The following is a 12,972-nucleotide window of genomic DNA, read 5'->3' as shown; positions in this document are numbered from 1 at the left end:
CTTGGGCGGATGGTCAAAATTTCCACAAGTGAACGTCAAATTCTATGCCGCGAGGGGGCCTTCGAAGGGTTCCCCCCGCAGTCGGCACTCAGAGCGCCGACGTCCCGGCGAGGCGGGCCAGGGGCGAGGCGGAACCGCACGCGCACCGCGGATCGGCACACAGCAGTTCATGGGCGAGGACGGAGAGCACCGCGGCCTGCAGTCTCGTCTGCTGCTCCAGTTTCTCCACTATGCGCGCGACATGCGCCTTCACCGTCCGCTCGGCAATGCCGAGTTCACGGGCCAGTTGCCGGTTGCCCAGGCCCGTGCCCAGCAGCAGCAGGACTTCCCTCTCCCGGTCCGTCAGCGACTTCACCCTGCTGATGTCCCGCACCGGGTCGGCTCCCGTGCGCCGGTAGGCGCAAGCCGTGTCTCCCGCGTCAGACCTCTTGGTCATGGTCGGCCTTTCCCGACGCCGCTTTCCCGACAGAGCCCCGTGCCCCGGGTGCGGCGGCGATCTACCCCCCAACTTAGCGTCCGCTACTGACAAGAAGAACCCTGCAATGACACGGCCACGTCACAGAGAGGACGCTCGAAAACCGGTGGAGCGGCGCCGCTGTGCGCCACTACCGTGCTGCCGAGCCAAGTCGTCTGGTGAAGGGCGTGCCGTTGTACACCGTGTGAGACCTCCCGAGCGCTGATTCGTCGCGCGTCGCATCCGTGCGCCGCGCTGCTTTTTGCTGCGGACTTCTCACTGAAACCGGTGTACCTCTGTGCTCAATAGCTGGGTGGTCATGCCCACCTGCCTGCCGACCGTTCTCCGCCGTTGCCACACATGCGCGTCCGGGCGCTTCCGGGCGAACGGTAAATTCCGCGTCAACGCGCACCACAAGCTCCTCGACGCCTGGCTCCTCGCGCTCTGTACCGCTTGCGGGGCCACGGCGAAGCTCACCATCTTCGAGCGGATGAACGTGCGCTCCGTACGACCCGAACTGCTGGACCGGATGCACGACAACGACCCCGGCCTGGCGGCCGAGCTGCTCCAGGATCCGGTCGTGCGGCGCCGTAATCACATCGCCCTCGACTGGGACGACGCCTGGCGCCTCGACACCGGCGGATCGGATCACCTGGACCGTGAGGTGATCGATGTCGCGGTCCGCTTCGCGGCGCGGATTCCCGTCCGGCCGGTGCGCCTGATCGCTGAAGGGTGCGCTCTTTCACGGGCCGAGGTCGAGAGACTGATCACGCAGGGGCGACTTGTCTCGTCAGCCCGGCTGACCGGCAGGCTCACCGGCGACTTCACCTTCACGCTCAAGCGCTGAGCCGTCCTCGGGACGAGGGCCTGTCCGGCCGGGTTCGGCCGGACAGGCCCAGCGCTGCTCGATCATCCGTACGATCGAGAGGTGACGATCGAGTACGAGTGGCGCGGCGACTTCGACAACGCCGCCCTCAACGCGCTGCACGCTGACGGCTTCGGCCACCCGGTCGCTCGGACGGACTGGCGGGGACGGCTGGAGCGCCACAGTCTCGGCTGGGTCTGCGCGTGGGAGGACGGCTCCCTCGTCGGCTTCGTCAACGTCGGGTGGGACGGTGGGGTTCACGCCTTCGTCCTGGACACGGTGGTCGCACGGCATCGCCGGGGGAGGGGTATTGGTGCCGCGCTGGTCGCGACCGCCGCCCACGAGGCCCGCAGCGCGAACTGCGCATGGCTCCACGTCGACTTCGAGGAGCACCTGCGTTCGTTCTACGTCGACGCCTGCGGCTTCAAGGAGACGGCAGCCGGTCTGATCGCTCTGTGACGCCGTGGATCACGGGCTCAAGGACCGCTCCGTCCCCGGCTTGACGCCCCACACGTAGACCGAGTCCTCCTCGTGCATCATGTGCCACAGCCGTTCGGCGTCCACGTAGCGCAGGTTCACGCAGCCGTGGGAGCCGCCGGTGAAGAGGTCGTCGAGGACGCCGTGGAAGGCCTGGCCGTCGCTGAAGAACTGGGCGAAGGGCATGGGGGCGTTGTCGTACAGGTCGGAGTAATGGTCGCGGTGCTTCCAGTAGACCTTGTGCCAGCCGGTACGGGTCTCGTAGCCGTCCTTGCCGGTGCGCGCGGGCACCGGCGCGAAGATCACCCGCTTCCCCTTCTGCACCCACACCAGCTGCCGGTCGAGGTCCACGCACGTCACCTGGTACGACCGCACCGGGCACTTCCCGGCCGCGTTGGGATCGGCGCGGGCCTGCACCACCAGCATCAGCCGGTAGGTGGCGAGGCCCGCGTAGCCGTTCGCCGGCTTCACACCCGTGCGCTGCTGGAAGGCGCGGATGGCCACGCAGTCGGCGGTGGACTGACGACCGTCGACCGACAGTTTCAGATGGCGCTCCAGGTCCCGCTGGTAGGGGCCGGTACGCGCGCTGCACGCGGGGTCGTCCGTGGTGGCGGGCGGTGCGAGCGGCGAGGTGGCCGCGGTCGCCCGCGGGGCCGCCGTCCAGCACATCAGCGCGGCCGACACCGCCGACACCGCCGCGACCGCCCGGACCCCTCTTCTTCCTCTCCGTCCCCGTTCCTGTTCCCGTCCCCGTTCCCGTCCTCGTATCCGTGTCTTCGTCTTCCGTCCCGTCAACGCCGCCTCCGGTACTCATTCGCCGTACCCCCTCCCAGAGATACGTCATCCCGCGCACCCCGGAGACGTCCTGCTGAGCCGAACGGGGACCGGCCACGGGCCGCCCACCGTTGTCGACCGGTGGGCGGCCCGCCTCACGTCACCCTCCCGGGTCAGCGCGTCAGCACTTCTTGCCCTTGCACGGCCCTCCTCGCTGGTTGAAGAGCTTCACGAACAGCCCGTCGCCGTGCGAGGCGTTCTTCGGGGTGAGGACGTACGGCCCGCTGACCGGCTGCTTCGGCTTGCGGTAGCCCTCGGGGACGTCCGTCTCCACCAGGTGGTACGTACCGGGCCGGAGCGAGCCGAAGGAGCAGCGGCCGGAGCGGGAGGTGGCGCAGTCGTTGACGAACCTGTCCTTCTTCCCGCCGCTCCGCTGGAGGCCGCGGACGTCGTTGTCGTCCCGCCACAGCTCGAACACCGCGCGGGCCAGCGGCTTGTTGTTCTTCCTGTCGAGCTTCACGAGCGTCAGCCGCAGCGGCTTGGTGAGGCCGGCGTCGACCCCGTGGTTCACATAACCGGGGGCGCCGACGCGGACCGTGGTCCGGCCGCGGGAGTCGACGTCGGAGTCGATCGCGCCGTTCGGCACGGCGTCCTTCACCGTCCACTTGAGGGAGGTACGGCTCGGGCGGCCGGGCAGCGTGGCCGTGTCGACGCCCCCGAAGTCGAAGGCGATCCGGTAGGTGGTGTTCGCCCTCAGGCCCTGCCTGCCGCCGACGTAGTACTCGCCGCGCGCGTCCGTGTACGTCGTGATGTTCGGGCCGGGCGACTCCGGGTCGAGCGTGACCTTCACGCGCGGGACGGCCGGCTCGGAGGGGTCCTGGACGCCGTTGCCGTTGCTGTCGTACCAGACGCGGTTGCCGAGCTGGACGGGTGCCTCGTCGCAGACCAGCTCCAGGTCGGCGAGCCCGTTGGCGTGGCCGAAGAGCATGGCGCGTTCCCGCACATCGCCGCTCCAGGTCCGCTGGACGAGGAGGTTGCCCTCGGTCGTGCCGTAGCCGGCGTTCCAGCGGCGTACGCCCTGTTCGTGGGAGCGGAGGTCGAACGGGTTGTGGACCGTGCTCCACAGCCTGTTCCGGTACGGCTGGAGGACGGTGCCGCCCTGGGTGATCTGGTCGTGGTGGGCGTGCGCCAGCCTGGTCGAGTCGGCGTAGAACTCGCCGTACCCGGGGCCCTCGTCGTTGTTCGGGCGCGCGCCGTAGAGCCCGTCGCACCGGGCGTTGTTCTCCGGCGTGTACGTCCTGCGGGTCTTGCACACACGCAGGACGTCACCGGCGGCGAGGGCGCTGACCAGGGGACGGTCGCGGTGGTAGGGGTACGTCGCCGAGCCCTGCATGTCGCCGAAACGGTCGCGGAAGCCCAGGATCAGGTCGCCGTTGTCGGCGACCTCGATGTTGGACAGGATCGGCTGCGGCGCGGAGACGAAGTAGTGCTCCTCGTGCTCCGGGACGCGCTCGTTCCACGCCTCCCACATGGTGCTCAGCCGCTGGCCGACCGTCGAGGGCTTGGTGCAGCGGTAATCCTTCTCGGGCAGTCCGGTGAACCGGGACGCGCAGCCGCGCGGGTAGTTCATGGCCATGCGGAACACGTGGCGGAACGAGCCGCGGGAGAACTCGTAGACGTGCGAGGTGACCTGGGACGGGTCGCCCCACGGGGTGTCCCGGGTGACCGTGTTCTCCGCGCCGCACACCCCGCCGACGAGCACCCGCCCGCCCCGCACCCCGATGCCGTACGGGTGCCAGTAGCCGGCGCAGGCGTCCGGCTCGGGGATCGCGTACGACCGGTACATGCCCGGGTAGACCCCGTCGCCCCTGCCGCGGATCGGCACGGTGTACAGCTTGGAGTCGTTGAGGTTGACCGCGTAGAGGGTCCGGCCGTCGCCGGAGACGTCGACGTCGCCGATGCCCTCCCGGCCGACCTTGCCGTAGATCGCGTCGTCGCGCAGCCAGGAGTCGTCGGCGTCGTGCGGGGTCAGCTCGCCCGGCAGGGTGACGAAGGTGCTCACCCCGGAGCCGCTGTTGCGCCGGTAGATCGTGTTGGTCGCGCCCGCCGGGCCGTACGCCGCGTGCCGCTTGACCAGCGTGCCCAGGTACGTGTTGCCGGTGCGGTCGGTGCCGATGCCGAACACGGCTTCCTGCTGCTTGTTGCTGGTCAGCTGGGTGACCGGGCCGCCGGGGTGGGCGCTCGGGGAGTTCCCCGGGAACCGCACCAGGCCCTTGTGGAACTCGGGCGCGTCGCCCTTGGTCAGGTTGCAGGTGACCAGGTGCGGGTTCTCCTGGCAGTAGACCCCGGGCTCCCAGAAGCCGGTCGTGTACGTCGCGTTCCGGTTGCGGGAGACGTCCACGAAGCCGACGCTGCTGCGGATGACGTGCGCTTTGTCGCCGTGGCCCGCGATCGCCGGCTGGAGGGTTCGGGGGTCGGGGTTGTGGGCCTGGACGCGGTACTTGCCGCCCCGCAGCCGTGACGTGGCCGGGGCGAACCGGGCGAGGCCGTAGGAGTCCGTCTTCCGGGTCAGCACGGTGCCGTGGTCGTCGGTCAGGGTGACCCGCACGCCCTCCCGGCCCTTCTCCAGCGGGTGGTCGTACGTCCCGTCGGCGTCCACCTCGGTGACGACGCGTACGGTCACGGTGCCGTCGCCGGGTGCCTTGCCGTCCGCGGTGCTCCTGGCGCCGGGGGCGGCGGGGACCGCCTCGCCGGCCAGTCCGATCACCAGCGCCGCCGAGACGGCCAGGGCCAGACCCACACCTCCCGGTGTTCTTCGCTTCACCACGTCCCTCTTCTCCTGATGTCCTGCCGAGGCGACGGAGCCCGGTGCCCGAAGCCGACCCTGCATTCATATGAATCGCCAAGTGCCGCTAATCAGGCCGAACGGGGCATGGGCGGGTCGAGGGCGAGGCGGAATGTCGGTGATGTGGAGGTTTGGAGGAGGTGGGGGAGGCGCGCGGGAGCGGGCGCTCCGGCGAGTTCATCCGGTCGGGTCAGTGGGGGTGCGCCCGCGCGGAGTACGGACGCGGGGCCGGCCGGGGGCCTGACGGAGATTCAGGCGAGCGGGTCCGCCAGGGACTGCTCCGCCCAGATCACCTTGCCCTCGGGCAGGAAGCGGGTGCCCCAGCGCTGGGTGAACTGGGAGATGAGGAAGAGTCCGCGGCCGCCCTCGTCGCTGGTGCGCGGGTGGCGCAGATGGGGCGCGGTGGCGCCACCGTCGAACACCTCGCAGATCAGGGTGCGTTCGAGGATGAGCCGGAGCCGGATGGGCCCGGCGGCGTGCCGGATCGCGTTGGTGACCAGCTCGCTGACGACCAGTTCGGTGGTGAACGCCAGCTCGTCCAGCCCCCAGACACCGAGCTGCCGGGTGGTGGTCTTGCGGGCCTCGGCCACCAGTGCCGGGTCGGCCGGCAGTTCCCAGCAGGCGACCCGGTCGGCGGGCAGGTGCCGGGTGCGGGCCAGCAGGAGGGCGACGTCGTCGGTGGGGCGGGCCGGGGCGAGGGAGTCGAGGACGCGCTGGGCGTGCCGGTCCAGGGAGTCCTCGGGCCGGGCCAGGGCGCGGCACAGCGCCTCCCGGGGGGCCTCCGCGAGCAGCCCGTCGGTGTGCAGGGCGATCACCGTGCCCTCGGGCAACTCCACCTCCAGTGCCTCGAAGGGCCGCTGGTCGACACCGAGCGCCGGTCCCTCGGGCAGCCTCGGGAAGGTGACCGTGCCGTCGGGGGCGACCAGGGCCGGGGCGAACGGCCCGGCGGCGGCCATGGAGCACGTGCCGGACACCGGGTCGTGGACGACGTACAGACAGCGCGCCCCGACCGTCTGGACGCTGCCCGTGCCCGGCTCGGGGCCCTCCTGCCGCGCCGACTTGGCGACCATGTCGTCGAGGTGGGCGAGGACCTCGTCCGGCGGCAGATCGAGGTCGGCGAGGGTGCGTACGGCCGTGCGGAGGCGGCCCATGGCGGCGGCGCCGTCGATGCCGTGGCCCGCGACCTCGCCGATGACGAGGGCGAGGCGGGCGCCGGAGAGCGGGATGACGTCGTACCAGTCGCCGCCCAGGCCGGTCAGTTCGTCGGCGGGCCGGTAGCGGACGGCGACCTCGGCCGCGTCCTGCTCGGGCAGTCGGCGCGGCAGCAGGCTGCGCTGCAGGACGAGGGCGGCGTCGCGCTCGCGCGTGTACCGGCGGGCGTTGTCGACGCAGACGGCGGCCCGGCGGACGAGTTCCTCGGCGAGGCCCAGGTCGACCGCGTCGAAGGGGTCCTGCCGGTCGCGCCGGAAGAACGTGGTGATGCCGAGCGTGATGCCGCGCGCCCGCACCGGCACGATCATCACACTGTGCAGTCCGAGTGCCTCGACGGGCACCGCCCGGCCGCCCGGGACCGCCTCGGCCCACTCCGCCGACAACGGGTCCAGTCTCGGCTCCGACCACGACCGCCCGCTCACCAGCGCCCGCACGGGGGGCGAACCGGCGGCGTACGAGGCGACCGCGCCGACCTCCAGGACGGCCTCCGGCACCCCGGGGTGCACGGACTGCTGGGCGCTCCGCCGCAGCGGGACGGAACCGTCGCCGAGGGGCCCCGGCTCGGCGCCGCGCAGCACCGAGTCCAGCAGGTCGACGGTCACGAAGTCGGCGAGCGCCGGCACCACCACGTCCGCCAGCTCCTGCGCGGTCCGCCGTACGTCGAGGGTCCGGCCGATCTGCTCCCCGGCCCGGTCCAGCAGGGCCAGCCGGGTGCGGGCGCGGTGCCGCTCCGACACGTCGACGACCGTGTAGTACACGCCGATGGGGCGGCCGTGGTCGTCCTCCAGCCGGGTGAACGACATCGCGTGCGCGGTCTCGCGGTACGGCGTGGACCGCACCCGGCCCACGTGCTCGTAGTCGAGCACCGGTACGCCCGTCTCCAGCACCTGCCGCATCTGCGCCTCGATGCGCTCCGCGTCGAGCCCCGGCTGCACCTCCGCGAGCCTGAGCCCCACCCGCTCGTGTGCCTTCCCGCCCCCGAACCGCTCCAACGCCGCGTTCGACCACACGAACCGCAGCTCCGTGTCCACGATCGCGATCCCCACGGGCGACCACGTCGTCATCCGCTCCAACACGGTCCGGCTCATGTCCCAGCCGGGAGCCTGGGTGGCGTCGGAGACGAGGGCCACCCAGTGGGCGGGCTTGAGGACTTCGGGGAGGCCGGAGGGGGAGGGGGGGAGGGCCGGGGACGAGGGTGGGGAGGACGGGAGTGCGGGGGCGGGCGTGGTCTGCCGAGCCGGTGGGCCGCTGATGTCCCCGGCGGCCGGCCAGCTGCCGCGCTCCCGGACCGGGTCCCGCCCGGCCTTGGGTGAGGGTGGGGCGGGCTTGGGTGCGGGTGGGCTCGGCCGGGGCGGGCTTCCGGTGTTGCCGGCGGCCGGCCATGTGCCCGCCTCCCGGGCGGGGGCGCGGCCGACCCCGGGCGAGGGGGGAGCAGGGGATGCGGACGGAGCCGGGGCCGGAGACGGCGTCGTGGCGTGGGGCGCGTCGGGGTAACCGGGGCGTGGCGCGGGCCAGGCGGCGCGGGCCGTCGGCGAGGTCGTCGCGTCGGCCGGACCGGACCGGGAGGTCGGCGTGGCGGAGGGAGCCGGCGTGGCCGCTTCCCGGGTCGGGACGACGCGGACCATCACCTTGATGGTGTGCCCGTCGCGGTGGCGGCCGGTGAGGATGCCCGACCAGCCGCCGGTGGCACGATGGGATTCGGCCAGCCGGCCGATGCGTTCGCCGTCCTCGTCGACCAGGAGCGTACGGACGCTGTGGCCCAGGATCTCGGCCGCCGGATACCCGAAGAGCCGCTCGGCGTCCCGCGTCCAGCTCGTCACGACCCCGTCCGCGTCGATCAACAACGGCGCGGCATCGGCCACGTCGAAGCGCTGACGGGTGACGGCACTGTCCCTGTCGGTCCCCACGGCGGCCCTCTCTGTCGCTGAGACGCCCTCCGGGCCCATTATTCACCTTGTGTGATCGCAAGCAGGCCAACTCGTGACGGCGCAATTCACACGGCCGCACGCCGTGGCGCGCCCCCCGGCCCGCGTCGGCCACACAACAGGCACACGCCAGGCACGGGACCGCCACACGCGAGCCCCTGACAAGGGGAGGGATCGGGCGTAACCGGGACGAAGCCGCCCACACGAACACCCCGAAGCCGTACACATGGACGCCTCCACCCCCGACCATCCGTGCAGCCGTACGCCGGTAATGCGCCCCCGTGCGCCCCTGAGCTCCGGCGTGTCGAAGCGACCGCCCCCTCCGCGGGTGGGGTGCGGAGGGGGCGGTCGATGGCCGATTCGGGCCGGTCGCGGACACGGCACGGACACGGCGCTGACATGGGCGCGGACACGGGTGCGGACACGGGCGCGGCCTCGTGTCGTCGGCGAGTCCGTCAGCAGTCGCGGAACTCCGGGGACTGGTTGAGGATCTGCGACCGCAGCGAGGTGAAGCGGGTGTACGTCTCACCGCCGCGCGCCGAGGTCGGGAACACCGCCACCCGGTGGCAGTTCTGGAAGGCGAGCGCCACCCCGAAGTGCCGCTCCAGGCTCCCCCGGATCGCGTCACTGGACAGCGCCCGCAGCAGCTGCCCGCGCTCCCTCTCCGACGGCGGCGGAGTCTGGTTGTCGGCGAACTCCGCGGTACCAGCGCGCAGTTCACCGACGAGGGAGGCGATCAGGTCGTAGGCGTACGGCAGCGACGTACGGACCGTTTCCACGAACTCCTCCTCCCGCACCTCGCCCTTCTCGGCATCGGCGAGCAGCTGCGGGGAGACGTCGAGCGACATGGGTGTTCCTGTTCTGATCAGAGGGAGACTGCGGAGGGGGAGGAGGTGAGGGGGGCGGACTCGGCGGTGTCGGACCCGGCGGCGAGCGCCTCCGGTCCGTGGCGGAACCCGGGGTCGACCTGGGCGGCCAGATCGTGCCCGGTCGCGTCGTTGGCCCAGGCGGCGGCGTTGCGGAGGTGGAACTCGACGGCGTGGCGCTGGAAAGTGGCCCAGTCCTTCGTGCGGGCGTCGACGGCAGCCTTCAGCTGGGTGAGCGCGTGCAGGTTCTGCGCCTCCAACTCACCCTGCTCCCGGCCCTGTTCCTGTGCGCGGACGTACGACGACTGCACGCAGTGCGCGAGCAGGTCGTCGCCGACGTGCTCCTTGAGGAAGAGCAGGTCGTCCTCGCCGGTGACCTTGTTGCCGACGACGGCGATGGGGATGCCGAACTCGGCGGCGTGCTCCCGGTACTGCCGGTACACGGACACGCTCTTCCGCGTCGGCTCCACGACCAGGAAGGTCATGTCGAACCGCGTGAAGAGCCCGGAGGCGAAGGCGTCCGCGCCGGCGGTCATGTCGACGACGACGTACTCGCCGGGCCCGTCGACGAGATGGTTGAGGTACAGCTCCACCGCGCCGAGCTTGGAGTGGTAGCAGGCCACCCCGAGGTCGCTCTCGTCGAAGGCGCCGGTGACCATGAGCGGCACACCCGCGACGTCCTGGACGTGGTGGCGGTGGACCTCGTCGTCCCCGAGCAGCCGGAGCAGACGCGAACCCCGGCCGGGCGGGGTCGTCTTGACCATCGCCTCCCGGGAGACGATCCGCGGGTTGGTGCCGCGCAGATGGTCCTTGATCTCGCCGGTGCGCGAACTCAGCGGCGGCGCGCCGAAGGTGTCGTCCTCGTCGAGGCCGAGGGCGTGCGCCAGATGCTGGTTGATGTCCCCGTCGATCGCCACGAGCGGCGCGCCCGACCGGGCGAGGTGCCGGGCGAAGAGCGCGGAGAGCGTCGTCTTGCCGCTGCCACCCTTGCCTACGAAGGCCACACGCATGGGCGCTCACCCCGCTCGCTCTCAGCGGCACCCCTGACGCCGATAATGAAAATGGATGTCATGAACGTAGATTCGGGAGCGGGGGCGGGGTTGTCAAATCCGTTCCTCTGTCAACTCCCTTGGCGAAATGGTCTATTGGTGAACCTTTTGCCGTTCGGCGACCTGGCGATGGGGTGCCCGTGACGCGCCGGAGGGGCTGATTCCCTTTGTGTCCCATATGTGCCGCGCGTGGGGTGAAGGTGTGCCGCAGGGGTCGCGGGACCGGCCACCGAAGGGGGCGTTTCCCGAGGTTGACAGCCCCTACCCCTTGGTAAACGATGTGCGAACCGTGTGGCTCAAGTGACCAATGAGCCCCGTGTTTTCTAGACCACTCACACCCTGGCGCGGCCCGGCGCGGCCTCGTGCTGCCGTCCCGCCGCCGCGTCCCGGGTCTCGTACGATCCGAGTTCGAGAATGGGATCTGCATGTCCATAGCGAGACGTGTCATCGTGAGCCGCCTGATGGGGACGGGCATCGCCGCTCTCGCGCTGAGCGCGGCGTTCTCCGGTCCGGCCTTCGCCACCGATACGCCCGGCGGCGACGGCTGGGGCCAGAAGAGCTACGCCCCCGGCCAGGGCGCGGGCACGGCCACCGAGACCGACCGCTGCGAGTTCTCCCTGGACGGCGTGAAGTTCGCCGACTGGGTCAAGCTCGACGACCAGAACCTCAAGCCCACCGAGGACGGCAAGGTCCACATCAAGGTCCGTGCCGCCTCCGACGCCACGACCTGCACGGTCTCCCTCGCGTCCTACCTCGCCCACGGCCCGACCTTCGCCACCTCCGGCGAGCAGGTCTTCGTCGACTTCGACACGGTCACGGTGAAGCCGGGCGCGACGGACTCCCTGGACATCGCGGTCCCCGACGCGGGCTGCTACGCCCAGATCGACCTGTACCGGGGGAAGGTGAAGTTCGACGGCAAGCTCGACGCGAAGGACGGCTTCGAGCACGGCGACGTCCCCAAGGGTCCCGACCGCCCCGTCATCAAGGACAAGCTGATCGCGGCCTGGAACGGCGGCACGAAGGACTGCACCACCGAGGAGCAGCCGCCGGCGGAGGAGAACCCTCCGGCCGAGGAGCAGCCCCCGGCCGAGGAGCAGCCGCCGGCCGAGGAGAACCCTCCGGCCGAGGAGCAGCCCCCGGCTGAGGAGAACCCGCCGGCGGACGAGAACCCCCCTGCCGACGACACCCCGAAGACCGACTCCCCGTCACCCTCCCCCTCCGACTCCACCCCGGTCGCCCCCACCCCCAACGGCGGTGAGCCCGGCGACCTCGCGGAGACGGGCGGCGGCAACGCCATCCCGATCGCCATCGGCGCGGCGGGCCTCGTCGCGGCGGGCGGCGCGATCTTCGTGGTGACGCGACGCAGGGCTCCGGGCCGGGCGGGTAGCTGACCCGGCGCGGGGGCGCGGGCCGGGCGATGTCCGGCCCGGCTGTCGTAGCCGGTCAGCGCCCTGGCCGGGCCGCCCCGCGGAAGAGGGCCAGGAGGCTCTGGGCCGACGGGGCGGCCGGGTCGAAGAACTGGGTGGCCGGCGCGGACGGCACAGCCGTCCCCCGCATCCGGACCTCATGGCACGTAAAGCAGAACGCCGCCTCGAACAAGGCGAGGTTGAGGGTCTCCCCGTACGCCCGGATGCTCCAGCCCGGTGAGAAGCCGCAGCGGTGCTGTGCGCTGCCGGGCAGGGTCTCGATCAAGGCGAGGGCGTCGACCGCCTCGTTCTCGGCCCAGTGGGCGACCACCTCGCCCTGACAGGGGGCGCCCGGTCTGGTCGGCAGGGCGGAGATCCCGACGACCTCCACCAGGACGGTGGCGGCGACGGCCTGCGCGGGAAGCTGCATGGCAGCAGTCTGCCCGCCGGGTCGACGGGCAGGACGGCGTGGGGGAACCGCCCCGGGCCCTCAGTCCTCCGAGGGACGGATGATCCGCCACTCCTGGTCGTCGGTGTTGGAGCAGGTGAAGAGCGTGAGGTTGGTCCCGTCGCCGCCGGTGCTGTAACCGGCCACGTCCAGGCACTCGTTGTCGCTGGCGTAGTTGCGGATCCAGTAGTAGCCGCTCTCCTGCTTGTCGAGCCACCACAGCTGGTTGTCGGCGGTCGTCCCGTCGCAGGGGTACTCCAGGATCGGCGACCTGATGGGCTTGGCACCGTAGTCCGACAGGTCCACGCAGAGCTGGTTCTTGACGTTGCGGATCTGGAAGAGAGGGGCGCCGCCGGGGCCGAGCCTCGGGTACTTCACCTCGAGGTTCCACCGCTGGTCGCCGGTGGCGCTCTCGTCACAGGTGGACTGCTTCACCCGGTCCACCGCCTGGCCCTCGGGCTGCGGGAGGCTGGCGCACATCTTGGTGGTCGGGTTCCACAGCATGACGTTGGACGCGGGCAGCACGCTCGGGGCCTTCTTCTTCTGCTCCCCTGCCCCTCCGCCGGACCCCCCGCCGCCGCTGCCGTCGCCGCTTCCGCTGTCGCTCTCCGGTTCGGTCGTCTGCGGGGGTGCCGAGCTGGCGGGGGGTGC

11 protein-coding genes are annotated in these 12,972 nt (G+C 71.4%); 3 read left to right on the top strand and 8 right to left on the bottom strand.

Features of this window, described 5'->3' with window-relative positions:
* Positions 1-88: 88 nt before the first annotated feature.
* A complete protein-coding gene (locus tag ACWD26_RS39325; RefSeq protein WP_451277742.1) occupies positions 89-436 on the bottom strand; it encodes a LuxR C-terminal-related transcriptional regulator in 348 nt (115 codons plus the stop codon).
* 316 nt (positions 437-752) lie between these two features.
* Here ACWD26_RS39325 and ACWD26_RS39320 point away from each other — a divergent pair, with 316 nt between their 5' ends.
* Together ACWD26_RS39320 and ACWD26_RS39315 are read left to right on the top strand one after the other, a co-directional pair.
* On the top strand, positions 753-1,301 hold the full coding sequence (locus ACWD26_RS39320) for a DUF1062 domain-containing protein (protein ID WP_451277740.1): 549 nt from the start codon (positions 753-755) through the stop codon (positions 1,299-1,301).
* An 81-nt stretch (positions 1,302-1,382) separates the two neighbouring features.
* Positions 1,383-1,778 (top strand): GNAT family N-acetyltransferase, encoded by a 396-nt coding sequence (locus ACWD26_RS39315; RefSeq protein WP_451277738.1) that lies wholly within the window; start codon positions 1,383-1,385, stop codon positions 1,776-1,778.
* A gap of 9 nt (positions 1,779-1,787) precedes the next feature.
* Here the strand turns inward: ACWD26_RS39315 and ACWD26_RS39310 are convergent, their stop codons facing one another.
* From ACWD26_RS39310 to ACWD26_RS39290, 5 genes are all read right to left on the bottom strand, one after another.
* Positions 1,788-2,465 (bottom strand): L,D-transpeptidase family protein, encoded by a 678-nt coding sequence (locus ACWD26_RS39310; RefSeq protein ID WP_451277805.1) that lies wholly within the window; start codon positions 2,463-2,465, stop codon positions 1,788-1,790.
* A 286-nt stretch (positions 2,466-2,751) separates the two neighbouring features.
* Positions 2,752-5,397 carry an SdrD B-like domain-containing protein gene (locus ACWD26_RS39305; RefSeq protein ID WP_451277736.1) on the bottom strand — a complete coding sequence of 882 codons (2,646 nt, stop codon included), beginning with the start codon at positions 5,395-5,397 and terminating at the stop codon, positions 2,752-2,754.
* Positions 5,398-5,666: 269 nt separating this feature from the next.
* Positions 5,667-8,534 carry a SpoIIE family protein phosphatase gene (locus ACWD26_RS39300; protein WP_451277734.1) on the bottom strand — a complete coding sequence of 956 codons (2,868 nt, stop codon included), beginning with the start codon at positions 8,532-8,534 and terminating at the stop codon, positions 5,667-5,669.
* Positions 8,535-9,007: 473 nt separating this feature from the next.
* Complete coding sequence (locus ACWD26_RS39295; protein ID WP_451277732.1) at positions 9,008-9,400, bottom strand: SCO5389 family protein; 393 nt, start codon at positions 9,398-9,400, stop codon at positions 9,008-9,010.
* A 17-nt stretch (positions 9,401-9,417) separates the two neighbouring features.
* Positions 9,418-10,428: an ATP-binding protein gene (locus ACWD26_RS39290; RefSeq protein ID WP_451277730.1), complete on the bottom strand. Its 1,011-nt coding sequence runs from the start codon at positions 10,426-10,428 to the stop codon at positions 9,418-9,420.
* Between the two features lie 464 nt (positions 10,429-10,892).
* Here ACWD26_RS39290 and ACWD26_RS39285 point away from each other — a divergent pair, with 464 nt between their 5' ends.
* A complete protein-coding gene (locus tag ACWD26_RS39285; protein ID WP_451277728.1) occupies positions 10,893-11,858 on the top strand; it encodes an LAETG motif-containing sortase-dependent surface protein in 966 nt (321 codons plus the stop codon).
* A gap of 52 nt (positions 11,859-11,910) precedes the next feature.
* Here the strand turns inward: ACWD26_RS39285 and ACWD26_RS39280 are convergent, their stop codons facing one another.
* Positions 11,911-12,303, bottom strand: coding sequence for a hypothetical protein (locus tag ACWD26_RS39280; RefSeq protein ID WP_451277726.1), 393 nt, complete (start codon positions 12,301-12,303; stop codon positions 11,911-11,913).
* Positions 12,304-12,363: 60 nt separating this feature from the next.
* Positions 12,364-12,972: RICIN domain-containing protein (locus tag ACWD26_RS39275; protein WP_451277724.1), on the bottom strand; the 609-nt coding region annotated here is incomplete at its 5' end.

The organism is Streptomyces sp. NPDC002787, from assembly GCF_053592095.1.
Note: the sequence above shows the minus strand (reverse complement) of the source record. Positions and strands in the feature narration are given on the sequence as shown.

Bases quoted from the DNA above. Each gene is read 5' to 3' on its own strand.
- ACWD26_RS39325 (WP_451277742.1), bottom strand. From the start codon at position 436: ATGACCAAGAGGTCTGACGCGGGAGACACGGCTTGCGCCTACCGGCGC.
- ACWD26_RS39310 (WP_451277805.1), bottom strand. From the start codon at position 2,465: ATGTGCTGGACGGCGGCCCCGCGGGCGACCGCGGCCACCTCGCCGCTC.
- ACWD26_RS39295 (WP_451277732.1), bottom strand. From the start codon at position 9,400: ATGTCGCTCGACGTCTCCCCGCAGCTGCTCGCCGATGCCGAGAAGGGC.
- ACWD26_RS39290 (WP_451277730.1), bottom strand. From the start codon at position 10,428: ATGCGTGTGGCCTTCGTAGGCAAGGGTGGCAGCGGCAAGACGACGCTC.
- ACWD26_RS39285 (WP_451277728.1), top strand. From the start codon at position 10,893: ATGTCCATAGCGAGACGTGTCATCGTGAGCCGCCTGATGGGGACGGGC.
- ACWD26_RS39280 (WP_451277726.1), bottom strand. From the start codon at position 12,303: ATGCAGCTTCCCGCGCAGGCCGTCGCCGCCACCGTCCTGGTGGAGGTC.